This is a genomic window from Mesorhizobium sp. M1322 (assembly GCF_040318085.1).
Taxonomy (GTDB): Bacteria; Pseudomonadota; Alphaproteobacteria; order Rhizobiales; family Rhizobiaceae; genus Mesorhizobium.
This window is the reverse complement of the sequence record NZ_JAMYLP010000002.1, coordinates 62,938-87,149: the sequence shown is the minus strand read 5'-3', so window position 1 is coordinate 87,149 and position 24,212 is coordinate 62,938. Positions and strand designations below refer to the sequence as shown.

Below are 24,212 nucleotides of genomic sequence, written 5' to 3'. Positions count from 1 at the left end.
GTCCTTCCCCGTGGAGTTTTAAAAATGGCAACGACTTCTGTCGACCAGATCACTGGCTATGGCGAAACCTTAGCACTAAAGGCTCCGTGCCGCCTAGCGACCACAGCAAACATCGTTCTGAGTGGTTTACAGGCGATCGACGGTGTGGTTACCGCAGCAAACGACCGCGTGCTGGTCCGCGACCAAGACACGCCATCGCAAAACGGGATTTACATCGCAGCTAGCGGCGCCTGGCAACGCGCCCGCGACATGGACAGCAACCGCGATTTGACGAGGGGGACGCGGGTCTATGTCACGGAAGGCGATTCCGGGCCTGCCGAGTTCGAGGTAACCACCGAGAGCCCGATTACTGTAGGCAGTTCTTCCATTGCGTTCGATCTGTCTGCGGGATCGGTCAATGCTGCAGCGCTCTCTGCGGCTGCTCAACGGGCTGAAGAGGCAGCGGATGTCGCTGAAGGCTTGGCTTCTACCTTCATCCTTTCCGAGAACACATTTGACACCAAGGCCACAGCCGCAGCGTGGTCCCCGATCGCCGCGCCCAACTATATCAGGACTGCCGGTGCGCTTGCTGTCGATGACGGCAGCGGTGTGGCCTTCGTTAAGGGAACTGGTTCGGGCGGGTTTACAGTCACACTGTCGGGAGGGGGAACGCAGGACTATAAGCCGTCGCTCCAGCGGGGTTTCGACATCCGTCTTTTTGGCGCTGGTCCCGCCAGGACAGCGGCGCAGAACTCGGCGGCGCTCACTCTGGCAATGAGCTATGTGACAGAGCTATGGGTGCCGCCGCTGGCAACTGGCGAATACATCGACGTGAACAATGAAGTCACTGTTCCGGCGCACGTCAAAATCCGTGGTGCCGGCTGGCACTCCCGCATCCGGCAAACCGTCCGCGAAAAGAACATCTTCATCGCCGGGGATCACTGCTCCTTTGAAGGGCTGCACCTGATCGGCGATAATCTGCTGACCGGGGCGGATTTCACCAAGAACAACGGCATCTACGCATCTGGTAAAAAAGGCGTTCTGGTCCAAAACTGCTTCGGCGAGAAGTTCGAAAGCTGCGGCGTGCAACTGCGAGGCTGTCTCGACTACAAGATACTCAACAACGTGTTCTTTGCCAACCCATGGGGCGCAATCGCCAGCTCCGGCGACATCGTTGTCTACTCGACCGTAGCAGCAGGCAGAGGGTTGATTTCAGGAAATAGTTGTTTCTCAAATAACTCTCAGGGTATGTTCCTCGATGCACTAGGTTACGAAGCCCACTTGATTATCACCAACAATCATTGTGTGACGCTCGATCCTGCGACATGTATCGAGGGTGGCACATGGGCTGAAGCGACCGTCGATTATACTGGAGTGACGAGCACGGTCCGTCGTAGACACGGCATCGTCGTAGGGTATAACAGCAGTTCTGTCGGTGGTCCCCACTCAATCATTTCTAATAATATCTGCAAGAACACTCGTTGGACTGGTATCTACAAGCAGGGTGTTAGCGAAGGTGGGGTTCTGATAATCGGGAACCATTGCAGTAATAACGGCCTTGATAATTCGAATTCGATCTCTGGCGGTATCTTCGTCAACGGCAGTGGTAAAGACCTCGTCACCGGAAATATCATTGAAGATTTCCAGAACACGACCTCCGCGACTGGTGCTATTACGATCAATACCGCTTCGCCGCTTGGCGTATGGACCAAGGTCCACGGCAATCTCATCACGAACTCTCTCGGCCGTGGCATCGCGTTGACTGCGCAAACTGCTCTCGTCGACGTCGCTCAAAACCAGATCATAGGCTCCGTATCAACTGACATCGAGGCTATCTCCAGCGGTGCGGCTGGGACGGGTGGTCACCACATCCACGACAACAAGATCAAGCGGACCAGCGGCAATGACGTGCGCGGCATCAGGATACAAACGGGCGGCACGACCCTTGTCACGATCGTGGAGCGGAACTCTATCGCGGGCTTCGACAACACCAACGCCGTCAATACCAACGCCGGCATCTGGACCAACAGCCCGTTGGTTGTTCGCATCAGAGACAACCACGTAAAGAACTTCCATGTGGCCATATCTTCCGGGGCCTACTTCACGGTGTCCACCCGGTTCTTCGACCTCCTGTATGAGAACAACCTCATCGAAGATTGCACCGGGGGCTTCGGGCTGTCTTCTTCGAACAACACTGTCGTTGTTCCTTTGGTCGGCAATCGCTTCATCAACGTGACGAACAAGACTGCTGCAAGCGCGACTTACACGGTGGCAGGTACCAAATGTGGCTACATCTGCCGTAAGGACGACGACAGGCTTGTCGTGCTTGAACTGACGGCGGCTCCTGCCGTTGGGACGTGGGCGGCTGGCGACAGGGCTGCGTTCCCGGCGCCTGCTGCGGCGGCGGCTCCCGGCGCGATCTGCACGACGGCCGGGAATCCTGGAACGTGGAAGGCCGAAGCGGCCATTGCGGCTTAGGATGCGGGGGACCATCTTTGGCACTCTTTCGCGCATCCTGAACCGAGCCACGGGCGGCGCGAGAGGCCAAACGCTTTGCGCCCGCATAGCGGCGTGGCGACCCAGATGCCTCTTCTGTCGGCTTATGTCTTGGGCTGTCGAGCCTGACCACTGCTTGGTCGAGCTTGCGCGGTGGACCAAATCAAGGAACGACCCATGAACTTGAACCTTGGCGACACGCGCCTGATTATCCGCGCGTGTCAGAATGCCGGCCTGCTGCGCAATCAAGCTGCCTATGTGCTGGCGACGGCGTATTGGGAAACGGCGCGCACTATGAAGCCTGTACGTGAGTACGGCGGCGAGGCGTACCTGCGAAGCAAGAAGTATTATCCATTTGTCGGCATGGGCTACGTCCAGTTGACATGGGAGAGAAACTACAGGGATTGGTCAAAACGCCTCGGAATTGACTTCATCGCCAATCCGAAACTACTGCTGAAGTCAGAGCACGCCGTTCGCGTCATCGTAGACGGCATGCGACTTGGAACATTCACTGGCAAAAAGTTGGCGGACTACATCACGCTTGCCAAGAGCGACTTCACGAACGCCCGTCGCATTGTGAACGGCACGGATAAAGCCGCGTCTATTGCGTCTATTGCGCTGGATTATGATGCTGACCTGAAGGCAATTGGTTACGGCAAGTCGGCACCGGTGCCCACGCCGAGGCCAGCACCTAAGCCTGCTGCACACACCACAAACTGGTTTGCCGCGCTTGTGACAGCGATCCTGGCAATGTTCAAGCGAGGCTAAGCCATGAATTTAGACAACCTAGCGCCCATCCTGATGATCTTCGTTCGCTATGCCATTTCAGGTGTTGGCGTATGGTTGGCGTCGCATGGCTTTTCTGATGTTGACGCTTCAACGGTCACGGAACAACTCGCATATATTATCACCGGCTCCTTCATCGCCGCAGCCCCAGCTATTTATGCGGCGCTTGTTCGCCCCTCGATCAAGGCAATGGCTTCGGCTTTCGCGATCGACAAGTCCGTGCCAGCCGACGAGCCGGTTGTGATCAAGACGACCGTTGGTGTTGCTGACATCGTCATTCACCCTGTGGTGAAGTGATGTGGATGGCAATCATTAACTGGCTCACCGGGTCTCTGGTGGGCCAACTTACTGAAGCCTACAAGGCGAAGCTAGCGGCAAGCAATGAGACGCAGCGCCTGATTGCCGATGTCGCCTTAAAGGACATCGAGCGGCAGATGGCAGACCGCGCCACAGCCAAGGAGATACGGCTGGCCACGGCCGGCTTCTGGGAGATGCGCGCGATTACCGCGGTCATTGCCGGCTGCGCAGCGCTGCATTTTGCATTGGTTACGCTTGATACGTGCTTTAACTTCTCGTGGAGCGTGGCGGCATATCCGAAACCATTCGATGAATGGGAGGGTGCCATACTCCTCAGTTTCTTCGGTGTGCAAGCCATTGGGCAGGGCGTGTCGGCGATTGCATCCGCGATTCGAGGCCGCAAATGACGTGGGAACAGTTGGCCGGCGCGATCGGCTTCTTTATAACCGTGTCTGGCGCGCTTTGGGTCATATGGTGGCGCATCGAGGGTAAGGTCGAGGCGGTACGGGCTGAGGCGCAGCGGGCTGCAGACGCTGCCGCAGCACTCGCCATCCAAGCCAAGGACGAAACCGCCGCCCATCGCTTGTATGTGGCTCAGACCTACATCACGAAAGAGGGGCTTCGCGACGTTCGCGACGAGATCATGAGCGCCATGCACGACATCAAGGGCGCAATCGAAACTGTCGGCGGACGCATAGACGGCATGTATCAAACAGGCAGCACGCCACGCCAGCGCGCCGTCAAATAGTAGGCTGCGCCTTTACATAGCGGCGCCACTTCCAACTAAAGACGGCGTTAGCCGGAACCTTGAAACCGCCCGACACAGGCCGTGTGCCTTCGTGTCTGGCCTGCTGGCGTTTCGCCTTCCGTATCCGCGGCAAGTCCTGCTTGTGGGTCTTCACCTCGCCGCAATTGAAATGAGCCGGGCCGCAGTTCGGGTTGGTGTCCGGCCCTAGCAGGCCGAGCGCGCGCTTGTGTTCGATGATCCACTTGTCGTTATGGCGATGAACTGGCTCACCGCATAGGCAGCACGGCGCGACGTTGTGGGCTGTGCAGTTCTCCGAAAAGATATGATGGCGGCGCTTGGCCGTCATGCGCTGGCGCGGGGTGTTGGCGGTCACGGCTTGGGCTCCGCTTTTAGCGCGGCCTCGATAACGGGGATGACCGCTCTAGCTGCGCCCATGTAGTTCGCCCACATGGCGTCTGTGCCATGCCTGGCTTTGGCGATCGTGCGGGCGACTTTCTCTTCCATAGTCATGGCTTGTCCCTCAGTCGGACGCCTGGGCCGCCACTTCCAGCGTAATCCCCGTCCAAGAATTCGACGCCAAGGCGCTCGAGTTCCGTGATTATCGCGGCCACGTTGTTCGCCATGCCAGTGATCATTCCGTCCGATGACTCCATTCGGCGCAACGTCGGTGCCGACACTCTCGCGCTTGCCGCCAACTCGACCTGGCCAATCCCGACCAACGCCCTGGCGGCGGCCAGTTGTCGTCCGGTGATTTGATTAATATCGCTCATAGTGATTAATTCCTCTTGACGTTTCGCCTGCCTTGATTAATAGTTAGCGCATTGAGCGATATTAATCAACAAGGAGATTCGCATGGCCACCGAGAAAGTTAATACCCCAATCACCCGCCGCTCCGTTCTCATGGGCGCTGCTGCACTTGTCGCCACCGCCGCGGCAGCAGCCGCCCCGTTGCCACTTGAAGAGTGGTCATTCGAGGTCGGGCAGTTGGTGTCTCATCGTGACCAGCCAATGTTGTCTGAAATTGTCGGCCGCGTCCGCACGACCAAGGGCCGCGAAATTTACAGCATCCGGCGCCTTGCCGATGTCCCCATTGCGTATCTCATGATCCTTGGCGAAGTCCTTGTGCCTGTGAATGACGAGGACGCTATCCGGTCGGCCGAAGCGGCCTGGGCCAGAGGCGCCTGAAATGGGAAAGGCTCAACGCCGCCACCTCCGATGGCTGCTGTTCGGCCAGCAAGAGGGGTGTTGTTTCTATTGCGGCCAGATGATGTCCCTCAGCTTCGCGCGGCGTGACAACATCTGGGGCAATTCCGCCACGCTGGAACACCTCCAGCGAAAGGCAGACGGCGGCGGAAGCGGCAAGGCCAATGTTGTCTTGGCGTGCAAGGATTGCAACCAACGACGCGGCAACCGGCCGGTGGAGGTATACCGCGCTCTGCGCCGCGATGGCAGGATGACGTAATCTGAGCGCTGGTGGAAAAATTCAGGTATCTAAACGCGAGCCCAAGGGCCGCAAAACGAGGAGAGTGAAATGACAAAAATCGAAATGCTGGTGACGCAGGTTCAGGCCGTCAAGACGTACCTTACGGTAGCAGAGGCGGCTTTGACGACTGCCACCGGTTTGGAAAGCTCGAAGGTTGGTGCGGCGGCCACGGCCATCGAAGCGGCGAGTGAGGCTTTCCCTGACTTGCGCAAAAGTTTGGCGGAATGCCAGCGGACAAAGTCTTAGACCGACAAACCCGAGAGAGCCCCGCTTCGGCGGGGTTTTTTGCGGTTCGTTGTTGGCGCTCCGTTGGTTACGACCGCTTTGGCTTGCCGGTACGTGTTTTCGTTGCCGAACCCTGCTTTCTTGGCGGCTATTTCCGCCGACCGCTCGCCGGAATATTCGTGAATATTTTCACTGTTTTCCGAGGGCCTACCACGGCGCTCCCCCATACCTTCCTTTACAGCCTCGGCAATCGCCACACGCTCACTCGCCGTGAAGTCCTTACGGATTTCATTCTCATCATGCTCGCCATCAACGATGGACGTAACACTTACGCGGCGAACTGGAATGCGCGACCAGCCAAGCGACTGGAAAGCACGAATGCGACGCTCGCCAAACACAAGGATTTGGGCAAGCGGAGAAGGCATCGACGGGGCTGACGTACACCACCTAAAGCGCGGCGAGCATTGGGAGCGGTGGTGAAATACCGCCAATACGGCAAATGCGGATATTTATCGGTTATGATATCCGATCACTCCAAGCCGAAAAACATAACAAAAACAATACATCTGGCGGAGGGAGTGGGATTCGAACCCACGGTGGGCTTGCACCCACGCCGGTTTTCAAGACCGGTGCCTTAAACCGCTCGGCCATCCCTCCATCGTGATTTTTCAACCACTTGGATGCTCGTCCTGATCTCAACTCGTACCGGTTGACGCTGCTTCCGCCTAGAGATCGACCGCGCCTCAATGCTCTAGTGCGCCTAGCGAAGTCCTGTCAACCGGCCGCGGCCAGCGTCAGGGCATCGACACTTGACGGCGAGGCTGAAGCAAGGCGAACAGCGGGCGCCGAGGGTCGAAAAGCGGTGATTTTTCACAGCGATCGCCGCGACGGTTTGTGCCACAATCTCGCCCGGTTCCGACCACAATCGGTTAATACGGTAATAAACAATTCCTGTGCACAAGGGATTGCGAATCAAGGTGGCGCTGGCATTTGTCGAGTGGGTTTTGGCCCTGCCGACGGTCAAGTTGCGGTGCCTTTGTTGAGAGGGGACAATCGAAAAATGCAAAGCACGGCGCGCCCGCGTCTTCGTCGCGCTTCCGCGTTCGCGTTGTTTGCCTTGTCGGCTGCCTTGCTGGCGGCTTGCGCCGCGCCGCCACAGCCGAAGGCGATGGTCAACAAAAAACCCCGCTCCAAGGAATATTTTTCCGAATCCGAATACGGCGTGAAGGCCAGCCCGCGCGTCACCTTCAAAATGTCGGGCCTGCAGCGTGGCGGCGGACGCGACCAGCTCGGCAAGCCCTATCAGGTGCGCGGCAAGTGGTATTACCCGAAGGAAGACAAGCGTTATGCCAAGATGGGGCTCGCCTCCTGGTATGGTGAAGCCTTCCACGGCAGGCTGACAGCCAACGGCGAGGTCTACGACATGACACATCTGACCGGCGCGCATCCGACAATGCCGCTGCCGAGCTATGCACGCGTGACCAATCTGAAGACCGGCAGCTCCGTCATCGTGCGCGTCAACGATCGCGGTCCTTACCATGACGGGCGCATCATCGATGTGTCGAAGCGCGCCGCCGAAATGCTCGACTATGCCAATATTGGCACGGCCAAGGTGAAGGTCGAATATGTCGGCCGGGCGCCGCTTCACGGCAATGACGACCAGTATCTGATGGCATCCTACAATCCGGGCAACAGGGTGCCGGATCCGTCGGACGGCCTGCCGACCGGTGTCATGATCGCCATGAACGGACCGTCGCCGAGCAGGGCGTTGGCCGCTGCCGCTCCCTTTCCCGGTCAGTTGACGAATTCCGCATCAGCACAGCCTGTCGCGGCGGCGCAGACGCCGGCCGCTGGCACTGTGACGCTGCCCGATTTCGGACCGATCGTGCCGGAACGCCCGCAGATCGGTCTGCCGCCGCAATCGCCGTTCAACGTAGCGACGCTGTCTTACGCCAACGAACGCGTGCGGCGCGCCTCCAATGTCTTTGCCGCGCTGGATGGCGCCGGCATGTCGCCCGCCGAAATCCTTCAATCGTGGAAGCGGCAAGTTCCTTCGACCGCTTCGCCCACGGACTATATCGCGGCGGGCTCGTTCGAGGATGCCGCCGAGGCGCAGCGTGTGGCAGCCCAGCTTTCCGGCTTCGGCAAGACCGAAATCCAGCGCTCCGAATTCGAGGGTAAGGACTGGTATTCGGTCAATCTCTATTCGGACGGCCATAGTGGTCTGGACGAGATGCTGCAGGCGGCATGGTCGCATGGCGCACCGGACGCGCTCGTGGTTCGGAACTGACCGGCAAAACCTGAGGTTTTGACCTGTTGTCATCGCGCGGTTGATCGGCCGGGACAAAGCCTGATAACTTGTAGAGCTTGCCCCAGAAATGCCGGCTGACAGGTCGAACCTCTCATGAAATTTAGCTTCGCCGCGCCTCTCGCCGGGCTCCTGGGTTTTGGCCTCCTGCTGCTTTCGCTGGCTCCGGCCGCGGCGCAGCTTTTCGAGACCAAGGCCGCGCAGGCCTTCATGATCGATGTCGAAACCGGAACGGTGCTGTTTTCCAAGGATGCCGACAGGCCGATTCAGCCGGCGTCGCTGGCCAAGCTGATGACGATGGAGGTGGTGTTCAACGCCATCAAATCGGGGCGCGTGACGCTCGACGACACATTCGTGGTGAGTGAAAACGCATGGCGCACGGGCGGGGCGCCATCCGGGACGTCGACAATGTTTGCCAAGCTGAAGTCAACGATCCGGCTTGAAGAACTGATCCAGGGCGTGACCGTTCAGGCCGCCAATGACGGCTGCATCATCATCGCCGAAGGTTTTGCGGGATCGGAGGCGAATTTCGCGACTGAGATGACCGAGCGCGCAAGGCAGATTGGCCTCGAGAAATCGACATTCGTCAATTCAACCGGTCTGCCGGCCGACGGTCAGCAGACGACGGTTCGAGAGCTTGCGCTTCTGGCCCTGCATATCTGGCGCGAGTACCCGGACCTCTATCGCTATTACGGCCAAAAGGATTTCACCTGGAACAAGATCACCCAGAGGAACCGCAACCCGCTGCTGGCGATGGATATCGGTGCCGACGGCCTGGCGATCGGCAGGAGCGAGGCATCCGGATTTGGCGTCGTCGGCTCGGTCAGCCACAGTGGCAGGCGGGTCATTGCGGCGATGAGCGGCCTGGCAAGCGACCGCGAGCGCGCCGAAGAAGCGCGAAAGCTGCTCGACTGGGGCCTTCGTTCCTTTGAGAAAACCGAGATTTTCGCCAAGGACGAAGTGGTTGGCGAGGCCCAGGTTTTCGGCGGTGCGAAATCCAGCGTTGCGCTGAAGGCAAAAGCGCCGGTGGCCATCTTCCTGCCCATCGCCAACCGCGACAAGCTGACCGCCAAGATCGTCTATGACGGGCCGGTTGCAGCCCCCGTGGAAGAGGGGCAACCAGTGGGTGCGCTGCGGGTCTGGATCGGTGACACGCTGAGCCAGGAGACGCCGCTTTTCGCCGCCGAGTCGGTTGGCGTCGGCTCGCTCCCGCAACGCGCGCTCGATGCCGCCAAGGAACTGGCCGTCGGCTGGCTGCGTTAATGCATGTCACCCAAAAGCGCTCAGCGGTTTGCGGCGACGACATGCATGAAAAGGGCAAAGCGCGTCGCATCTCTTCAGACGCGACGCAGTTGGCACCATGGCGTGGACCTTTTCTCAAGTCAGGGCTATTACGGTCCCGCAGCATGGATAAAGGCTTTGGCGTACGGATTTTTTATCACCTTCGAAGGCGGAGAAGGGGCAGGCAAGTCGACGCAGATCGAGCGGCTGGCCAGTAAGATACGTGCCAAGAAATACGATGTCCTTGTCACGCGTGAACCGGGTGGCTCACCGGGCGCAGAGGCGGTCAGGCATGTCCTGCTTTCCGGCGCTGCCGAGCCGTTCGGCCCCAGGATGGAGGCGCTGCTTTTCGCCGCTGCGCGTTCCGACCATGTCGAGCAGGTCATCCGGCCGGCGGTCGAACGCGGCTCGATCGTGCTTTGCGATCGCTTCATGGACTCCTCGCGCGTCTACCAGGGCGTCACCGGCGGTCTTGACCCGGTGTTCATGGGCGCGCTGGAAAAGGTCGCCATCAACGGCATGGTGCCCGACATGACGCTGATCTTTGATATCGATCCGGCCGAAGGGCTGCGGCGCGCCACGGCACGGCGGGGCGCCGATGCCGGAGCCGACCGCTTCGAAAAGGAAACGCTTGATATCCATCAGCGCCGCCGCGAAGCCTTTCTGGCGATCGCCGCGGCAGAACCCGAGCGCTGCATCGTCGTCGACGCGTCCGCCGATCCCGACACGGTGGAGAATGTCGTCACCGCCGCCGTATTCGCGGCGCTGGAGACGATGACACCGGCGCACAGGAAGCAGGCGCCGGGATGATTTTCGAACGGATCGCACCAGAACAGCACGACACATTGGACGGCGTACCGGAGCCGTCCGAGACCCCGCGCCTGGTTGGACATGGCCAGGCAGCGACCATGCTGGCGTCAGCCTATCGCTCCGGGAAGCTGCCGCATGCGCTGATCTTTGTCGGACCGGTCGGCATCGGCAAGGCGACGCTCGCCTTTCACCTTGCGCATCATCTGTTGAAGCATCCGGCGTTCGAACAGGCGCCGGAGGTCCTTGCCGTTCCTGATCCGGCGTCATCGCTGTTTCGCCAGATCGCCACCGGCGCGCATCCTTCGGTGCTGCATCTGACCCGCCCGCCGAATGACAAGACGAAGAGCTTCAAGACGGTCGTCACCGTCGATGAGATCCGCAAGGTCAGCCGCTTTCTGTCGCTGACCTCGCATGACGGTAGCTACCGGGTGGTGATCGTCGACCCGGCCGACGACATGAATACCAATGCGGCCAACGCTTTGTTGAAGAATCTTGAAGAACCACCGGCACGCACTTTGTTCATCCTTATCGTCCATGCGCCGGGCAGCCTGCTGCCGACGATCCGCTCGCGCTGCCAGATGGTGCGGCTGGCGTCGCTCGATGCCGAGAGCCTGATGACGGTTCTGGAGAGCGTCGAACCACCGCCACCAGACGATCCAGCGGCGCGCGCGGCACTGGCCAAGCGGGCAGGGGGCAGCGCGCGCACCGCAATCCTGTTGACGCAGTATGGCGGGCTGGAAATCGCCGAGACGCTCGACGCCCTGGTGACAGCAAGAAAGAGCGATGTTGCCCGCGCCTATCGCCTCGCGGAGGCGGTCGCCGGGCGCGATCAGGCGATCCAGTTCGATATCTTCAATCGCCGTGCGCTCGACCTGCTCTCGACCGGGGCAAGCCAGGCCGCGCTGGCAGGCGATCTGGCGCGGGCCAAAACGCTGTCGGATACTTGGCACGAGGCCTTGAACGCTATATCTGAAACCGACACCTACAATCTCGACAAGAAGCAGCACGCCTTGACCATGATCGACCGCTTGAATTCTGCAATGCGAATGTGACGGTCCATCGGGATGGCAATCGCCGTTTCGATGCGATATCTCACCGACACCTTCATTCAGACATTCATGACGGCTCATCCATGGCACGCGAAAAATACTACCTCACGACGCCGATTTTTTATCCGAACGGCAAGCCTCATATCGGTCATGCCTACAATGTCATCGCCAGCGACACGCTTGCCCGCTTCCAGCGACTCGACGGCAAGGACGTCTTCTTCGTCTCGGGAACCGACGAGCACGGCCTGAAGATGCAGCAGACGGCGGACGCTGAAGGCCTGACGCCGAAAGCGCTTGCCGATCGCAACTCGGCGATCTTCCGCTCTATGCTCGAAGCGACCCGGTGCTCGAACGACGTTTTCATCCGCACCACCGAGGAGCGCCACTACAAGGCCTGCCAGGCGATCTGGACCCGCATGGCGGAGAATGGCGACATTTACCTCGACCGCTATAGCGGCTGGTATTCGGTGCGACAGGAAGCCTATTTCGACGAGGCCGAAACCAAGGTCGGCGACGACGGCGTACGCCGCGAACCGCTCGGCTCGCCCGTCGAATGGACCGAGGAAGAGAGCTATTTCTTCCGCCTTTCCGCCTATCAGGACAGTTTGCTCGCGCTCTACGAGAACAGTCCCGAATTTGTCGGACCGGCGGAGCGGCGCAACGAAATTATCAGCTTCGTCAAATCCGGGCTGAAGGATCTGTCGATCTCGCGCACCACGTTCAAATGGGGCGTGCCGGTGCCGGGCGACGACAAGCATGTGATGTATGTCTGGGTCGATGCACTGACCAACTACATCACGGCTGCCGGTTATCCAGATACGGACGATGAGAGATGGTCCTTCTGGCCGGCGAACGTCCACGTCATCGGCAAGGATATCGTCCGCTTCCACGCCGTCTACTGGCCGGCCTTCCTGCTGTCGGCGGGGATCGAACTGCCGAAGCGCGTGTTCGCGCATGGCTTTCTGTTCAATCGCGGCGAGAAAATGTCGAAGTCGGTTGGCAATGTCGTCGATCCGTTCGCGATGATCGAGCATTACGGCCTCGATCAGGTGCGCTATTTCTTCATGCGCGAAGTGCCGTTCGGGCAGGACGGCAGCTATAGCCACGACGCCATCGTGAACCGCACCAATGCCGACCTCGCCAATGATCTCGGCAATCTGGCGCAACGCTCGCTGTCGATGATCGCCAAGAACTGCGGCGGCGTGGTGCCGAAGTGCGGCGAACTGAGCGATGCGGACAAGGCGATCCTCGATCAGGCAAGTGCCGCCCTTGTCACGGCACGCAAGGCGATGGCCGAACAGGGCATCCATCTGGCGCTGGCGGCGATCTTTGGCGTGGTGGCAGAAGCCAACCGCTACTTCGCCGGGCAGGAGCCGTGGGCGCTGAAGAAGACCGATCCCGCGCGCATGGAAACCGTGCTGTGGACGACGGCCGAGGTGCTCCGGCGCATCGCGATCCTCTGCCAGCCCGTGGTGCCGACTTCGGCGGCGAAGCTGCTCGACATGCTGGCGGTAGGGGCGGACAGACGTGACTTCGCGCATGTCACGGAGGCTCACGCGCTGGTTTCAGGCACGGCTCTGCCGGCGCCGGAACCGGTGTTTCCACGTTATGTCGAGCTCACGGATACAAGCGCCTGATGTTGGTCGACAGTCACTGCCATCTCGACTTTCCAGATTTCGCAGAGGAGCGGGCGGCCATCGTCGCCCGCGCTTTAGCTGCAGGAATCGGTCGCATGGTGACGATCTCGACGCGTGTGAAGCGGTTTCAACAAGTACTTGAGATCGCTGAATCTTTTAACGAAGTCTATTGCTCGGTCGGCACCCATCCGCACAATGCCGCCGAGGAGCTGGACGTGACTGTCGAGGAGCTTGTTCGGCTGTCCGCTCATCCCAAAGTGGTGGCGATCGGCGAGGCCGGGCTCGACTATTTCTACGATCATGCGCCGCGCGATGCGCAGGCGCAGGGTTTTCGCACCCATATTGCCGCCGCGCGTCAAACGGGCCTGCCTCTGGTCATCCATTCGCGCGACGCCGACAGCGACATGGCTGATATACTCGAGGATGAAACAGGGAAGGGCGCCTTCCCCTTCATCCTGCACTGTTTTTCGTCCGGGCGCAGGCTGGCCGAAGTCGGCGTGGCGCTCGGTGGCTATGTTTCCTTTTCCGGCATCGTGACTTTCAAGAATTCGGCCGAGCTGCGCGCCATCGCCGCCGATGTGCCACATGATTGCCTGCTGGTCGAAACCGACGCGCCGTACCTCGCGCCGGTACCGTTTCGCGGCAAGCGCAACGAGCCTGCGTATGTGGCGCATACGGCCAAGGTGCTGGCCGAAACGATCGGCGTCAGCGAGGCCGAAATCGCAGCAGTCACCACCGACAATTTCTTCCGGCTGTTCAGCAAGATGCCGCGCCCGACCGCGCTGAGCACCTGACGCATGAGCGACCGGCTGCGCCTCACCATTCTCGGCTGCGGCTCATCGCCGGGCACGCCGCGCATCACTGGCGACTGGGGCAATTGCGATCCGGCCAATCCGAGGAACCGGCGCATGCGCACCGCAGCGCTCGTCGAGCGGATCGCGGCAAACGGCGACAAGACCACCGTCGTGATCGACACGGGGCCGGATTTCCGCGAGCAGATGCTGCTGGCATCGGTCAGGCGCATCAATGCTGTCGTCTATACGCACCCGCATGCCGACCATATCCACGGCATCGACGATTTGCGCGGCTTCGTGCTCGAGCAGCGCCATCTCATCGATATCCACGCCGACCAGCCCACCATGCTGCGGTTAAGGGAAGCTTTCGGCTACTGTTTCGAAACACCGCTGGGCAGTTCCTATCCGCCCATCGTCGAGCCGCATATTATCGACCACGCCAGACCGGTCGTAATCGAAGGCGAGGGGGGTGCCCTCACCCTCGAGCCGCTGCCGCAGATCCACGGCGACATCATATCGCTTGGTTTTCGCATAGGCGGGCTCTCCTATTGCCCCGATATCAGTGATTTCCCGGACGCCACCGCCGAACGGCTGCGGGATCTGGACGTGCTGGTCATCGACGCGCTGCAATACAGGACGCATCCGAGCCATCTGTCGCTCGGCCAGGCACTCGGCTGGATCGAAAAACTGGCGCCGGGAAAGGCCGTTCTGACGCACATGCATGTGCCGCTCGACTATGCCACGGTGATGGCCGAGACGCCGGCCGATGTCGAGCCGGCCTATGATGGCATGATGATAGAAATCCCTTTGGAACCATCATGATAGGTTCGGTTCTTCATGGCTGGCAGCATTGATCGTGTGACCAAGGCAGCGGCCGATGCCGGCGTCGACATCGAAATCAGGCGCATGGGTGCCTCCACACGCACCGCCGAGGAAGCCGCCGCGCAATGCGGCTGTACAGTCGCCCAGATCGTCAAATCTTTGGTGTTCCAGGGGGAAACCAGCGGAAAGCTGTTTCTCTTCCTGGTTTCCGGCTCCAATCAGCTCGATCTCGCCAGAGCCGCCGCACTGACCGGGGAGCCGCTGAAGCGCGCCGACCCGCGGCAGATCCGCGACGAGACCGGCTTTGCCATCGGCGGCGTAGCGCCGATCGGTCATCTGATTGCGATCCCGGCGTTCGCCGACGAAACGCTGCTCGGTTTCGACCGCGTATGGGCAGCGGCCGGCGCGCACGACGCGGTGTTCGCCGCCGAGCCACACGCAATGATCAAGGCAGCGCAGGCTGTCGTAGCGACGCTGAGCGCCTGAATCGAGCGGGCCGGGCCCTATTCGGCGGCGATGGCGGTGGGGGCGGGCGGCAGCATGATGTCGGGCGCAGCCGGCGCGAACAGCATCTTTACCACGCTGCGGAAGGCGAGGATCTGGCGTCCGAGGACACGGGGATCGCCGAGCCCCCGCGACATGATGATGCCGCCATCGATCACACAGGAGAACATGATGGCCACGTCGTCGAGATCCATGCCTTTGCGGGCAGGATAAACGGTCGCGATCTCGTTCAGCGCATCGCGAAACCGCCCGTTCCAGGAACGTACGGCGTCGGCGGCGATGTCGCGAACGTTGCGATCGAAAAGGCGTTCCTGATAGGTGAACGTCGCGATCAGACAGCCGGGGTGGCCGTTCGGCAGATCACCCATCAGCTCGGCAAGCAGCTTGAGCGTGATCAGGAACGATTGCAACGGATCATCGGACAACTGCCGGCCGCGGTGAAATACATCATCGAAGATGCGGTCGTTCTCCTCGACGTAGCGCAGCATCAAGGCGCGGGCGAGTTCGTTTTTGTCCTTGAAATGATAGAAGAAGCCGCTCTTGGTGATGCCGGCTTCGGCGATCACCTCTTCGATGGACGTCGCGCCGAACCCCTTGGCGAGCACCGATGCCTCGGCGATCTCCAGAATGCGTTCGCGCGTTTCCGCACCCTTGCGCATGACCGAATGCCCTCAAATTTACTGTACCGGCGGTATGGTTTTCACACCCGCCAACATCGGCACCGATAGCAATACGACCGGCCCAGCGCGGCTATCCGTCTGTAATTACTGCGGTTTCCGCTTCGATGGAGTACCGGACCACAAGCCTTCTACCGCACCGGCGGCACGTGCTGCTAAAACTTGGCTATTCCGAACCGACCGCCACCAGGGCGACACGGTGTCATCTTACCACTGGAGACAAACATGGCCAAGTATTGCCAGAATCTGCCGCAACTCGCCAACAGAACATTCCTGAGTGATGGCGGCATGGAAACGACCCTCATTTTTCACGAAGGCCTCGACCTTCCGCATTTTGCTTCATTCACGCTGATGGCAACGCCTGAAGGTCGGCAGAAGCTCAAGGACTATTACGTGCGCTATCTAACCATTGCGCGCAGCAGCGGGACCGGCTTCATCCTCGACACGCCGACGTGGCGGGCCAACCCGGATTGGGGAGCCTTGCTCGGCTACGGGCCGGAAGCGCTACGCGCCGTCAACGAGGCCTCGATCGAGCTTCTTCTCGACCTGCGCAAGGAGTTCGAGACCGCGGAAACGCCCTGCGTCATCAGCGGCGCGATCGGACCGCGCGGCGACGGCTACAAAGCCGGCAAGATGGACGCCAACGACGCGGAAACCTATCACGCGGCGCAGATCGAGAGTTTCGCGCGGACCGAAGCCGACATGGTTGCGGCCTATACGCTCACCAATTTCAAAGAGGCAATCGGCGTGGCGCTGGCGGCCAAAGCGCATGCCATGCCCTGCATGATCTCGTTCACCGTGGAGACGGACGGGAAGCTGGTGACCGGCATGGCCCTCGGCGAGGCGATCGACAGGGTCGACGACGCGACAGACGGTGCGCCGGCCTATTATATGATCAACTGCGCCCATCCGACGCATTTCATCCAGGCGCTGAAAAAGGGCGAGCGCTGGCTCGACCGCGTCTATGGAGTGAAGGCGAATGCTTCGGCCAAAAGCCATGCCGAACTGGACGAATCGGAAACGCTTGACGCGGGCGATCCGGAGGATCTCGGGCGGCGCTACAGCAGACTGACAGCTTCGTTTCCGACGATGCGCATCCTGGGCGGCTGCTGCGGCACCGACCACCGGCACATCGCGGCGATCTGCGAGGCCTGCGTGCCGCAAGCGGCGTAGGACCTGTGTGCGTCCCAGGAGACGAAACGCTACCAACCGCAATTCCGTTTAGGGAATAGGAACTGCGGTTGGGCCGAAAAGCAACGCAACCAAAACCGCACCTCAGTTCAGTTCCATAATCTATCTTATGCGACTTTCAGATGGGTGGAAATCTCGGCGTGAACCGAACGAAAGACTCTCTGATTTTTGCGTCGATTGGTTTAGCGTAGGATTTCGCCCCTACCACAAGCGACCCGATCCTGCACCCTCGACACCGAAATTTCAGCTAAGCCATCATCAAGCCCATCCAGAGATGACCCCTTCGCCTCCCTTTCTCGGCTTTCCCGAACGCCTCGCCGATGGTCGCATGCCCCGTGCGGTGATCTTCGGAGCCGGTCACGGCAGCACCTATCCCGGCAAGGACAGCAGCGGCTATGCCTTGGCAGCCGATGCCATCCGCGCTGCGAGCCAGGTCGATGCCGAGCTCGTCGAGCACTGGGATTTCGATCTCGGCGGCCCGCTGTTCGACGGCAAGCCGGTCTGCTGCATCGACGACGGCGACATCCCGACCACCATGCATGACAATCCCGGCAACCGAGCCCGGATCGAGGCGAAGACGCGCGAGATCCTGGCATTGCCGGCCGTACCGATCCTGCTCGGCGGCGACGATTCCGTGCCCATTCCCTTCCTCGCCGGCTTCGCGGATCACGGGCCGGTGTGGATCCTGCAGATCGACGCCCACATCGACTGGCGCGACGAGTTGCATGGCGAACGCTACGGCTATTCCAACCCGATGCGCCGGGCTAGTGAGATGACGCATGTCGCCGGCATCGTGCAGGTCGGCATCCGTGGCGTCGGCAGCGCACGCCTCAGCGAAATCGAAGCGGCGCGGCACTATGGCAGCCGCTTCGTGACCGCTCGCGAAGTTCACGCCGAGGGCGTCGAAGCCGCTCTCCGGCATATTCCGGAAGGAGCGCGGGTCGTCGTCACCCTCGACTGCGACGGCCTCGATCCCGGCATCATGCCGGGTGTGGCGGCGCGTACGCCCGGCGGCCTCACCTACACGCAAGTGATTGACCTGATCGCGGGCCTCGGCAAGCGGGCCAGGATCGCCGGATTCGACCTTGTCGAGCTCTATCCTCCGGCCGACATTGACGGCTTGTCGGCCCTCACCGCCGCGCGCCTTCTCGTCAATGTGATCGGCACCATCGTCCGGCAGGTTTGAAGCATCGCCCCGACCGGCTGCGCAACCCATGTCGCGGCTCCTGCCGCGACATGCAGTTGATTTGATGGCCCTATTCGCGCTCGCCAGTGAAGTTCAGCAGCAGCTGGAAGATGTTGATGAAGTTCAGATAAAGCGAGAATGCACCGAAGACGGCGAGCTTCTGCTGCGATTCCGCACCGAAGTTTTCCGCAAACTGCTCCTTGATCGTCTGCGTATCCCAGGCGGTGAGACCGATGAAGACGGCGATGCCGATCACCGAGATGGCAAACTGCAGCGCGGTCGAGCCGAGGAAGATGTTGACGATGCTGGCGATCACCACGCCGATCAGGCCCATGATCAGGAAGGACGAGAACTGCGTCAGGTCGCGTTTGGTCGTGTAGCCGTAAAGGCTGGTCGCGCCGAACATTGTGGCGGCGATGAAGAACGTGCGCGCTATGCTGGTCCCGGTAAACACCAGGAACACGGAAGCCAGCGACAGGCCCATGACCGCACAGAATGCCCAGAACATCGCCTGAGCGCCAGCCGCGGACATCGTCTGTATCCGAAACGAGAACAGCAGCACGAAGGCGAGCGGTGCCAGCATCACCACCCACTTCAACGGACTGGAGAAGATCGGCACGTAGAGGGCTGGCGTGGAAGCCACGACGAAGGCGATGACGCCGGTAACGACGAGGCCAACTCCCATGTAGTTGTAGACGCGCAGCATGTGCTGGCGGAGGCTTTCGTCATAGACGGCGCCGGTTTGGGCTCCGACGCCGGTGCGGTATCCTAGATTGGGGGTGTTCATGCGGGCTCTCCTTTGTGAAGGTCAGTAAAGCGTGTTGGCGAGCGTTTCCGCGGTGCGATCGAGATCGCGGACACCGCTTCGGGCGACGACTGCGTAAGCGACTTCGCCGATCTGGAAATAGGCCGAGGAAATTTCGCCCGACGGGGCGACGGTCGGCTGGACCACGTCGAACGTTCCGGGCCTGATCGCGAAGAGCGAGACCAGTCCCAGATCCCTTGTCTCGACAGCCATCTCGACGCTCGGGCCGAACTGCGACGGATAGATCTGCACGTCACGGACCTTCCAGTCTTTCGGCAGCGACGGCATGACGATCGCCGTGGCGGCGCGGATTTCTTCCGCATCGTAATTCGGCGCTTCGGGCTGGGATGACATGGCCTCGCTCATGATCGTCGTCATGTGCGCCCGGATCGCCTCCTCCAGATAGACAGGCGGCTGGGTCGAAGCGACGACTTTCGTCACCGATATCGGCCCGACGATCCCGTTCGCCAGCCAGCCCGCAGCCACCAAGACTGCGACCGCCGCAGCCCGCTGCAACGCGCGTAAGGCGCGCCCTCGAGCCAGTCCCCGTTCCAGCCGCCGTGCCGCATCGGCCGTTGCCGGCCGCGCCATGCCCTTGGATCCGGCAAGCGCCACCCGCAGTTCGTCGCGCGTCCTGAGGTCGGACATCACGCGCGCGGCCGCCTCCGGACGGGCGGAAAGAAACGCCTCAACCTCGATGCGGCGGGCAACGTCCAGCTGGTCGTCGACATAGGCGTCAAGGTCGGCATCGGTCACCGGGTCGCGCAGTTCGCTCAACACAGACATCACGGGTCTCCCACGATCTTGAGGTGGCTTTTCGCACGTGCCGGCAATTTGTCCTCCATTTCGCGGAGCGTCGCGCGCGCCCTGCCGATACGCGACATCAGCGTTCCCAGCGGTACGCCGCAGGCCTCGGCCGCCTGGCTGTAGGTAAGTCCCTCGATGGCGACGAGATGCAGCGCCGAACGCTGCTGATCCGGCAATTTGAAAAAAGCTTCGCGCACCTGTGCCAGGCGGACGGAATGCTCTTGGGGAGCCTGCACGCTGGCGTCGACAAGATATCCGGCCTGCTCGACGCGCACCGCTTCAGACTTGCGGGACCGCAAACCGTCAATGAAAGCATTGTGGACGATCGACAGCAGCCATGCGCGCAGGTTTCCGCCGGATCGGAATGTGCCGCGCCGCTCATAGGCACGCACCAGCGCGTCATGCACCAGATCCTCTGCTTCGGCGCTGTCGCGCGTCAGCGAACGCGCGTAGCGCCGCAGGGACCCAAGCTGTCCTATGATATCGAAGCGTGGCATCGACCCTCTCATGTCCTGTTTACGGAGCATGGCAGGTTTTAATCCCGCTCTTTGAGTTTTTTGCGATCCGGGAAGGTCTGGCATCTCCGGTACAATGCCACCATCGCGGGTACGGCTTCTTTGTCCGCGAACGATCCCTCAGTCGCCACAATTCGCCGCGCGGTTTTACCGCCACCGGGGATTTCGATGTTTATACCTGAATTAATTTGTGACGCGGAAAATCGCGAAGGTGTCATCTTTTTCGGGGCACTTGCGAGTTATAGGCAGGAAACATTCACCGCCGAATCTTCCGTTCGGCGACTGCCCTTTGGGCCCTCCTTGTTCAACGAATTATCGACCCGACATGACAAGCAATGTGCCAGCCCAGCGGGATACCCGCATCGATGTCTTTCGCGCGCTAGCGCTACTGACGATCTTCGTCAACCATGTGCCGGGGACGATCTTCGAGTATTTCACGCACAAGAACTTCGGCTTTTCCGATTCGGCCGAAGCCTTCGTGCTGATTTCAGGGATTGCCGTTGGGCTCGCCTACGGGTTGAAGTTCCAGCCGGGGAACCGGTTGCTCATCACCCTGAAGGCCTGGCGGCGTGCCGGTGTCCTCTACGTCACCCATGTCATGACCACTGTCGCGACGCTGGCGATCTTCTCGGCGGCTGCATTGCATTTCTCGCGGCCCGATCTTTTGAAGCTGATCAACATCCAGATGATCATCGAGGACACGCCGGAAGCGCTGCTCGGCATCGCGGCGCTCGGGCATCAGATCGGCTATAACAACATTCTTTCCATGTATGCCGTCGTACTTCTGATGATGCCGCTTTTCCTGTGGATCGGCACTTTCAGCCTGCGCCTGATGCTTGCTGCGTCCGCTCTCCTCTGGCTCATCGTCGGCATTTTCCAGATCGCGCCTTCGAATTTTCCCGGCGACGGCTTCTGGTTCCTGAACCCGCTCTCCTGGCAGTTTCTTTTCGTCATCGGGATCGCCGGCATGCTGCATATCAAGCGCGGCGGCGAAATCCGCTTCAACTGGATGATGGCGAGCGCGGCCATCGGGTATCTGGTCGGCGCGCTGATTTGGGTGCGGCTGCCGCTGTGGGGCATCGAGACGGCCTCCGGCCTGCCTACCGTGCTGACCGGCTTCGACAAGACGTTCCTGTCGCTGTCGCGCCTCATGCACATTCTGGCGATCGCCTATCTGATCGTGGCGATCCCGGCGCTTTCCAACCTGGCGAAGACTGGGCCCGGAAACCCGCTCGCGGTTCTCGGCAAGCACTCGCTGCCGGTCTTCGTCGCCGGAACGATCCTCGCCATGATCGCGCAGGTCATGAAGGTCGTCAGCCCGGGCGGGCTCCTCTACGACGCAATCCTGATCTCGACAGGCATCGCGCTGCAGTTCGGCTTCGCCTATTACCTCGAATGGTTGCCACGGATCGGTTGGGGCGGCAAGAAACAGCAACCTGTCGCCGCCTTGCCGTCGGCTGCCCTCAAGCTGGCGTCATAGAACGGCTGACATGCGGAAAGCCGCATTTGCCTGCTGCGCCTCCTCATCGTGTCGTGGAAATGACGAGTACGATGAGCCGTGCCAATCAAGGCTTGTCTCCCGGTTTGGCGGTTTTCAGCTTGGTGCAAATGAAACCGCTGGCGCAGCACGGCTGATTTGCGTATCACTCCGCCGCCACCGGAACCGAGCCGATGTTTGAAGACCTCCAACCTGCCCCAGCCGACAAGATCCTTGCCTTGATCGGCCTCTATCGCGCCGATCCCCGCCCCGGCAAGGTCGACCTCGGCGTCGGCGTCTACAAGGATCGCGATGGCAAGACGCCGGTGATGCGCGCCGTGCGCGAAGCCGAAAAGCGACTGCTGCAGAGCCAGGACACCAAGACCTATCTCGGCCTTGCCGGCGATACCGGCTTCAACACGGCGATGGCGGGGCTGGTCTTTGGCCCTGCGGCCGAACTGACGCGAATCCGTGCGGCGCAGGCGCCGGGTGGTTCGGGCGCGCTGCGGCTCGTGGCCGAGTTGCTCAAAAGGACGCGATCCGACGCGACGATCTGGCTGTCGGACCCGACATGGCCGAACCACATGCCGGTGATGCGCGCCGCCGGCTTGCAGATACGCGAATATCCCTACTTCGACGCCGTCTCAGGTGCTGTTCGCTTCCCGGACATGATGAGCGCACTGGCGACCGCCAAGAGCGGCGACGTGGTGCTGCTGCATGGTTGCTGCCACAATCCGACAGGCGCCAATCTGGATACCGCGCAGTGGACTGAATTAGCCGACCTCGTCGTCGAGCGCAGCCTGCTGCCTTTTGTCGACATTGCCTATCAGGGCTTTGGCGAGGGGCTCGACGCGGACGCCGCCGGCTTGCGCCTGCTGGCAGCGAAAGTTCCGGAAATGGTCGTTGCCTCGAGCTGCTCGAAGAACTTTGCCGTGTATCGTGACCGTGTCGGCGCGGCGATGATCCTGGCCAAAGACAGCGCGCAGGCGGATGTGGCAATGAGCCAGATGCTGTCGGCGGCGCGCGCTATGTACTCGATGCCGCCGGACCACGGCGCGGCCGCGGTGCGCATCGTGCTTGAAGACGCCACGCTGCGCGCCGACTGGGAAGCGGAGCTCGAGGAGATGCGCCTGCGCATGCTGCGGCTTCGGGTGCAGTTCGCCGAAGCGCTGCGGCGGCAGTCCAATTCCGATCGCTTCGATTTCGTCGCCAGCCATCGTGGCATGTTTTCCCGGCTTGGCCTGTCCGAAGCGCAGGTCAAGCGGCTGCGCGTCGAGCACGGCGTCTATATGGTCGGCGACAGCCGCATCAACGTCGCCGGCCTGCCAGAGGACGGCATGGACGCGCTCGCCAAGGCGATCGTCTCCGTGCTCGATTGAACACTTTGCTTGACGTTCCGAAAACCGGCTTCCACTTTTCGGGATCATGGCCTGCGCAACTGTGGACAATGCGGCCTTGCCGGCTGACAGCATTTGCCGAGTGATCGTTGCACGATAGCATTCGACTGATGAAACCCTCGAAGGACATTTCCCGGCTGATCGAGATTATGGCGGCACTGCGGGCGCCGGAAACCGGCTGCCCGTGGGATATCGAGCAGGATTTCTCGACCATCGCGCCCTACACGATCGAAGAGGCCTACGAGGTGGCGGATGCGATCGCGCGCGGCGACCTGGACGATCTGCGCGATGAGCTCGGCGACCTGCTGCTGCAGGTCGTCTACCATGCGCAGATGGCCGAGGAGGCCGGTGAATTCGCCTTTGGCGACGTGGTCCAGGCCATTACCACAAAAATGATCCGCCGCCATCCGCATGTCTTCGGCGACGAGAAGGCGCGCAGCGCCGGCATGGCCAAGGGCATGTGGGAGAAAATCAAGGCCGAGGAAAAAGCGGATAAGCGAAATGCCCGCCTCGCCCGCGGGCACGATTCTGAGGATCATGGCAACGGTTTTCTGGACAGCGTTCCGGTCGCCCTGCCCGCTTTGACCCGGGCGCTCAAGCTGCACGAAAAAGCGGCCCGCGTCGGCTTCGACTGGAGCGAGGCCACACCGATCCTCGACAAGATCGAGGAAGAGATCGGCGAGTTGCGCCAGGCCCTTGCCAAGGGCGATATGGCTTCGATCAAGGACGAGTTCGGCGACATGCTGTTTGCCGTCGTCAATCTCGGGCGTCATCTCAAGGTTGATTCCGAAGCGGCGCTCAGCGGCACCAACGAGAAATTCCGGTCGCGGTTCCACTATGTCGAGCAAGCACTGAAGGCGTCCGGAAACACTCTGGAAAGGGCGACGCTCGATGAGATGGAGGCGCTTTGGCAGCAAGCCAAGAGCGCGAAGTAACAG

General features: G+C 60.9%; 29 protein-coding genes and 1 tRNA gene. 22 read left to right on the top strand and 8 right to left on the bottom strand.

Annotation, left to right across the window (positions count from 1 at the left end; translation table 11 throughout):
• Nucleotides 1-24: 24 nt before the first annotated feature.
• From NKH12_RS01235 to NKH12_RS01215, 5 genes are all read left to right on the top strand, one after another.
• The gene (locus tag NKH12_RS01235) at nucleotides 25-2,457 is read left to right on the top strand and encodes a right-handed parallel beta-helix repeat-containing protein (RefSeq protein WP_352951509.1); all 2,433 of its coding nucleotides are present in this window, start codon (nucleotides 25-27) and stop codon (nucleotides 2,455-2,457) included.
• A gap of 195 nt (nucleotides 2,458-2,652) precedes the next feature.
• Entirely contained in the window at nucleotides 2,653-3,243 is a 591-nt protein-coding gene (locus NKH12_RS01230) for a hypothetical protein (protein ID WP_352951508.1), read from the top strand.
• A 3-nt stretch (nucleotides 3,244-3,246) separates the two neighbouring features.
• Nucleotides 3,247-3,558 carry a hypothetical protein gene (locus tag NKH12_RS01225; RefSeq protein WP_352951507.1) on the top strand — a complete coding sequence of 104 codons (312 nt, stop codon included), beginning with the start codon at nucleotides 3,247-3,249 and terminating at the stop codon, nucleotides 3,556-3,558.
• A gap of 5 nt (nucleotides 3,559-3,563) precedes the next feature.
• Nucleotides 3,564-3,965, top strand: a complete 402-nt coding sequence (locus tag NKH12_RS01220) for a hypothetical protein (RefSeq protein ID WP_352951506.1) — start codon at nucleotides 3,564-3,566, stop codon at nucleotides 3,963-3,965.
• Nucleotides 3,962-4,306, top strand: a complete 345-nt coding sequence (locus NKH12_RS01215; protein ID WP_352951505.1) for a hypothetical protein — start codon at nucleotides 3,962-3,964, stop codon at nucleotides 4,304-4,306. Before NKH12_RS01220 ends, NKH12_RS01215 begins: the two co-directional genes overlap by 4 nt.
• Here the strand turns inward: NKH12_RS01215 and NKH12_RS01210 are convergent.
• Both NKH12_RS01210 and NKH12_RS01205 read right to left on the bottom strand, forming a co-directional pair.
• Nucleotides 4,299-4,679, bottom strand: a complete 381-nt coding sequence (locus tag NKH12_RS01210; protein WP_352951504.1) for a hypothetical protein — start codon at nucleotides 4,677-4,679, stop codon at nucleotides 4,299-4,301. The two genes, NKH12_RS01215 and NKH12_RS01210, sit on opposite strands and share 8 nt — an antisense overlap.
• Nucleotides 4,676-4,816: a hypothetical protein gene (locus NKH12_RS01205; protein ID WP_352951503.1), complete on the bottom strand. Its 141-nt coding sequence runs from the start codon at nucleotides 4,814-4,816 to the stop codon at nucleotides 4,676-4,678. The genes NKH12_RS01210 and NKH12_RS01205 overlap by 4 nt, the downstream gene beginning before the upstream one ends.
• An 84-nt stretch (nucleotides 4,817-4,900) precedes the next feature.
• Between NKH12_RS01205 and NKH12_RS30530 the strand changes: the two genes are divergently transcribed.
• The 4 genes from NKH12_RS30530 (at nucleotide 4,901) to NKH12_RS01185 (ending at nucleotide 6,035) form a co-directional block, all read left to right on the top strand.
• Nucleotides 4,901-5,062 carry a hypothetical protein gene (locus NKH12_RS30530; protein WP_502910718.1) on the top strand — a complete coding sequence of 54 codons (162 nt, stop codon included), beginning with the start codon at nucleotides 4,901-4,903 and terminating at the stop codon, nucleotides 5,060-5,062.
• A gap of 96 nt (nucleotides 5,063-5,158) precedes the next feature.
• Entirely contained in the window at nucleotides 5,159-5,491 is a 333-nt protein-coding gene (locus NKH12_RS01195; protein WP_352951501.1) for a hypothetical protein, read from the top strand.
• Nucleotides 5,439-5,768, top strand: a complete 330-nt coding sequence (locus NKH12_RS01190) for an HNH endonuclease (protein ID WP_352951500.1) — start codon at nucleotides 5,439-5,441, stop codon at nucleotides 5,766-5,768. The genes NKH12_RS01195 and NKH12_RS01190 overlap by 53 nt, the downstream gene beginning before the upstream one ends.
• Before the next feature lie 69 nt (nucleotides 5,769-5,837).
• Complete coding sequence (locus NKH12_RS01185) at nucleotides 5,838-6,035, top strand: hypothetical protein (RefSeq protein ID WP_352951499.1); 198 nt, start codon at nucleotides 5,838-5,840, stop codon at nucleotides 6,033-6,035.
• Here NKH12_RS01185 and NKH12_RS01180 read toward each other — a convergent pair.
• Together NKH12_RS01180 and NKH12_RS01175 are read right to left on the bottom strand one after the other, a co-directional pair.
• Complete coding sequence (locus NKH12_RS01180) at nucleotides 6,032-6,439, bottom strand: ParB/RepB/Spo0J family partition protein (protein ID WP_352951498.1); 408 nt, start codon at nucleotides 6,437-6,439, stop codon at nucleotides 6,032-6,034. The two genes, NKH12_RS01185 and NKH12_RS01180, sit on opposite strands and share 4 nt — an antisense overlap.
• Before the next feature lie 142 nt (nucleotides 6,440-6,581).
• A tRNA-Ser gene (locus NKH12_RS01175) sits at nucleotides 6,582-6,671 on the bottom strand.
• Between the two features lie 403 nt (nucleotides 6,672-7,074).
• Here NKH12_RS01175 and NKH12_RS01170 point away from each other — a divergent pair.
• From NKH12_RS01170 to NKH12_RS01135, 8 genes are all read left to right on the top strand, one after another.
• Complete coding sequence (locus NKH12_RS01170) at nucleotides 7,075-8,304, top strand: septal ring lytic transglycosylase RlpA family protein (protein ID WP_352951497.1); 1,230 nt, start codon at nucleotides 7,075-7,077, stop codon at nucleotides 8,302-8,304.
• Between the two features lie 114 nt (nucleotides 8,305-8,418).
• A complete protein-coding gene (locus tag NKH12_RS01165) occupies nucleotides 8,419-9,585 on the top strand; it encodes a D-alanyl-D-alanine carboxypeptidase family protein (RefSeq protein WP_352951496.1) in 1,167 nt (388 codons plus the stop codon).
• A gap of 156 nt (nucleotides 9,586-9,741) precedes the next feature.
• Complete coding sequence (gene tmk / locus NKH12_RS01160; RefSeq protein WP_352951495.1) at nucleotides 9,742-10,413, top strand: dTMP kinase; 672 nt, start codon at nucleotides 9,742-9,744, stop codon at nucleotides 10,411-10,413.
• The gene (locus NKH12_RS01155; protein WP_352951494.1) at nucleotides 10,410-11,465 is read left to right on the top strand and encodes a DNA polymerase III subunit delta'; all 1,056 of its coding nucleotides are present in this window, start codon (nucleotides 10,410-10,412) and stop codon (nucleotides 11,463-11,465) included. Before tmk ends, NKH12_RS01155 begins: the two co-directional genes overlap by 4 nt.
• 80 nt (nucleotides 11,466-11,545) lie before the next feature.
• Nucleotides 11,546-13,099 carry a methionine--tRNA ligase gene (gene metG, locus NKH12_RS01150; protein ID WP_352951493.1) on the top strand — a complete coding sequence of 518 codons (1,554 nt, stop codon included), beginning with the start codon at nucleotides 11,546-11,548 and terminating at the stop codon, nucleotides 13,097-13,099.
• Nucleotides 13,099-13,893: a TatD family hydrolase gene (locus tag NKH12_RS01145; RefSeq protein ID WP_352951492.1), complete on the top strand. Its 795-nt coding sequence runs from the start codon at nucleotides 13,099-13,101 to the stop codon at nucleotides 13,891-13,893. The genes metG and NKH12_RS01145 overlap by 1 nt, the downstream gene beginning before the upstream one ends.
• Nucleotides 13,894-13,896: 3 nt before the next feature.
• Complete coding sequence (locus NKH12_RS01140; protein ID WP_352951491.1) at nucleotides 13,897-14,715, top strand: MBL fold metallo-hydrolase; 819 nt, start codon at nucleotides 13,897-13,899, stop codon at nucleotides 14,713-14,715.
• Nucleotides 14,716-14,730: 15 nt separating this feature from the next.
• Nucleotides 14,731-15,201, top strand: coding sequence for a YbaK/EbsC family protein (locus NKH12_RS01135; protein ID WP_352951490.1), 471 nt, complete (start codon nucleotides 14,731-14,733; stop codon nucleotides 15,199-15,201).
• A 17-nt stretch (nucleotides 15,202-15,218) separates the two neighbouring features.
• Here NKH12_RS01135 and NKH12_RS01130 read toward each other — a convergent pair whose 3' ends face one another.
• Nucleotides 15,219-15,878: a TetR/AcrR family transcriptional regulator gene (locus NKH12_RS01130; protein WP_292076300.1), complete on the bottom strand. Its 660-nt coding sequence runs from the start codon at nucleotides 15,876-15,878 to the stop codon at nucleotides 15,219-15,221.
• 243 nt (nucleotides 15,879-16,121) lie between these two features.
• On the opposite strand from NKH12_RS01130, the gene NKH12_RS01125 reads away from it, so the two are divergent.
• Nucleotides 16,122-17,069, top strand: a complete 948-nt coding sequence (locus tag NKH12_RS01125; protein ID WP_352951489.1) for a homocysteine S-methyltransferase family protein — start codon at nucleotides 16,122-16,124, stop codon at nucleotides 17,067-17,069.
• A 292-nt stretch (nucleotides 17,070-17,361) separates the two neighbouring features.
• Entirely contained in the window at nucleotides 17,362-18,273 is a 912-nt protein-coding gene (locus tag NKH12_RS01120) for an agmatinase (protein ID WP_352951488.1), read from the top strand.
• 70 nt (nucleotides 18,274-18,343) lie between these two features.
• Here NKH12_RS01120 and NKH12_RS01115 read toward each other — a convergent pair whose 3' ends face one another.
• From NKH12_RS01115 to NKH12_RS01105, 3 genes are read right to left on the bottom strand one after another with little or no spacing between them, the layout of a single operon-like run.
• Nucleotides 18,344-19,060, bottom strand: a complete 717-nt coding sequence (locus NKH12_RS01115; RefSeq protein WP_292513732.1) for a Bax inhibitor-1/YccA family protein — start codon at nucleotides 19,058-19,060, stop codon at nucleotides 18,344-18,346.
• Between the two features lie 21 nt (nucleotides 19,061-19,081).
• Nucleotides 19,082-19,855, bottom strand: a complete 774-nt coding sequence (locus NKH12_RS01110) for an anti-sigma factor family protein (protein ID WP_352951575.1) — start codon at nucleotides 19,853-19,855, stop codon at nucleotides 19,082-19,084.
• An 8-nt stretch (nucleotides 19,856-19,863) separates the two neighbouring features.
• Complete coding sequence (locus NKH12_RS01105) at nucleotides 19,864-20,382, bottom strand: sigma-70 family RNA polymerase sigma factor (protein ID WP_352951487.1); 519 nt, start codon at nucleotides 20,380-20,382, stop codon at nucleotides 19,864-19,866.
• A 343-nt stretch (nucleotides 20,383-20,725) separates the two neighbouring features.
• On the opposite strand from NKH12_RS01105, the gene NKH12_RS01100 reads away from it, so the two are divergent.
• The 3 genes from NKH12_RS01100 to mazG all read left to right on the top strand — a co-directional run bounded on the left by NKH12_RS01100 (nucleotide 20,726) and on the right by mazG (nucleotide 24,209).
• Nucleotides 20,726-21,880, top strand: a complete 1,155-nt coding sequence (locus NKH12_RS01100) for an OpgC family protein (RefSeq protein ID WP_352951486.1) — start codon at nucleotides 20,726-20,728, stop codon at nucleotides 21,878-21,880.
• A gap of 191 nt (nucleotides 21,881-22,071) precedes the next feature.
• Nucleotides 22,072-23,256 (top strand): amino acid aminotransferase, encoded by a 1,185-nt coding sequence (locus tag NKH12_RS01095; RefSeq protein WP_352951485.1) that lies wholly within the window; start codon nucleotides 22,072-22,074, stop codon nucleotides 23,254-23,256.
• Nucleotides 23,257-23,384: 128 nt separating this feature from the next.
• Nucleotides 23,385-24,209 carry a nucleoside triphosphate pyrophosphohydrolase gene (gene mazG, locus NKH12_RS01090; RefSeq protein ID WP_352951484.1) on the top strand — a complete coding sequence of 275 codons (825 nt, stop codon included), beginning with the start codon at nucleotides 23,385-23,387 and terminating at the stop codon, nucleotides 24,207-24,209.
• The last annotated feature ends 3 nt before the right edge of the window (nucleotides 24,210-24,212 follow it).

What these genes read in the sequence shown, in the direction of transcription:
- NKH12_RS01235 (WP_352951509.1), top strand. Translation starts at nt 25, where the DNA reads ATGGCAACGACTTCTGTCGACCAGATCACTGGCTATGGCGAAACCTTA.
- NKH12_RS01230 (WP_352951508.1), top strand. Translation starts at nt 2,653, where the DNA reads ATGAACTTGAACCTTGGCGACACGCGCCTGATTATCCGCGCGTGTCAG.
- NKH12_RS01225 (WP_352951507.1), top strand. Translation starts at nt 3,247, where the DNA reads ATGAATTTAGACAACCTAGCGCCCATCCTGATGATCTTCGTTCGCTAT.
- NKH12_RS01220 (WP_352951506.1), top strand. Translation starts at nt 3,564, where the DNA reads ATGGCAATCATTAACTGGCTCACCGGGTCTCTGGTGGGCCAACTTACT.
- NKH12_RS01215 (WP_352951505.1), top strand. Translation starts at nt 3,962, where the DNA reads ATGACGTGGGAACAGTTGGCCGGCGCGATCGGCTTCTTTATAACCGTG.
- NKH12_RS01205 (WP_352951503.1), bottom strand. Translation starts at nt 4,816, where the DNA reads ATGACTATGGAAGAGAAAGTCGCCCGCACGATCGCCAAAGCCAGGCAT.
- NKH12_RS01195 (WP_352951501.1), top strand. Translation starts at nt 5,159, where the DNA reads ATGGCCACCGAGAAAGTTAATACCCCAATCACCCGCCGCTCCGTTCTC.
- NKH12_RS01190 (WP_352951500.1), top strand. Translation starts at nt 5,439, where the DNA reads ATGACGAGGACGCTATCCGGTCGGCCGAAGCGGCCTGGGCCAGAGGCG.
- NKH12_RS01185 (WP_352951499.1), top strand. Translation starts at nt 5,838, where the DNA reads ATGACAAAAATCGAAATGCTGGTGACGCAGGTTCAGGCCGTCAAGACG.
- NKH12_RS01180 (WP_352951498.1), bottom strand. Translation starts at nt 6,439, where the DNA reads ATGCCTTCTCCGCTTGCCCAAATCCTTGTGTTTGGCGAGCGTCGCATT.
- NKH12_RS01170 (WP_352951497.1), top strand. Translation starts at nt 7,075, where the DNA reads ATGCAAAGCACGGCGCGCCCGCGTCTTCGTCGCGCTTCCGCGTTCGCG.
- NKH12_RS01165 (WP_352951496.1), top strand. Translation starts at nt 8,419, where the DNA reads ATGAAATTTAGCTTCGCCGCGCCTCTCGCCGGGCTCCTGGGTTTTGGC.
- NKH12_RS01155 (WP_352951494.1), top strand. Translation starts at nt 10,410, where the DNA reads ATGATTTTCGAACGGATCGCACCAGAACAGCACGACACATTGGACGGC.
- metG (WP_352951493.1), top strand. Translation starts at nt 11,546, where the DNA reads ATGGCACGCGAAAAATACTACCTCACGACGCCGATTTTTTATCCGAAC.
- NKH12_RS01145 (WP_352951492.1), top strand. Translation starts at nt 13,099, where the DNA reads ATGTTGGTCGACAGTCACTGCCATCTCGACTTTCCAGATTTCGCAGAG.
- NKH12_RS01140 (WP_352951491.1), top strand. Translation starts at nt 13,897, where the DNA reads ATGAGCGACCGGCTGCGCCTCACCATTCTCGGCTGCGGCTCATCGCCG.
- NKH12_RS01135 (WP_352951490.1), top strand. Translation starts at nt 14,731, where the DNA reads ATGGCTGGCAGCATTGATCGTGTGACCAAGGCAGCGGCCGATGCCGGC.
- NKH12_RS01130 (WP_292076300.1), bottom strand. Translation starts at nt 15,878, where the DNA reads ATGCGCAAGGGTGCGGAAACGCGCGAACGCATTCTGGAGATCGCCGAG.
- NKH12_RS01125 (WP_352951489.1), top strand. Translation starts at nt 16,122, where the DNA reads ATGGCCAAGTATTGCCAGAATCTGCCGCAACTCGCCAACAGAACATTC.
- NKH12_RS01120 (WP_352951488.1), top strand. Translation starts at nt 17,362, where the DNA reads ATGACCCCTTCGCCTCCCTTTCTCGGCTTTCCCGAACGCCTCGCCGAT.
- NKH12_RS01115 (WP_292513732.1), bottom strand. Translation starts at nt 19,060, where the DNA reads ATGAACACCCCCAATCTAGGATACCGCACCGGCGTCGGAGCCCAAACC.
- NKH12_RS01105 (WP_352951487.1), bottom strand. Translation starts at nt 20,382, where the DNA reads ATGCCACGCTTCGATATCATAGGACAGCTTGGGTCCCTGCGGCGCTAC.
- NKH12_RS01100 (WP_352951486.1), top strand. Translation starts at nt 20,726, where the DNA reads ATGACAAGCAATGTGCCAGCCCAGCGGGATACCCGCATCGATGTCTTT.
- NKH12_RS01095 (WP_352951485.1), top strand. Translation starts at nt 22,072, where the DNA reads ATGTTTGAAGACCTCCAACCTGCCCCAGCCGACAAGATCCTTGCCTTG.
- mazG (WP_352951484.1), top strand. Translation starts at nt 23,385, where the DNA reads ATGAAACCCTCGAAGGACATTTCCCGGCTGATCGAGATTATGGCGGCA.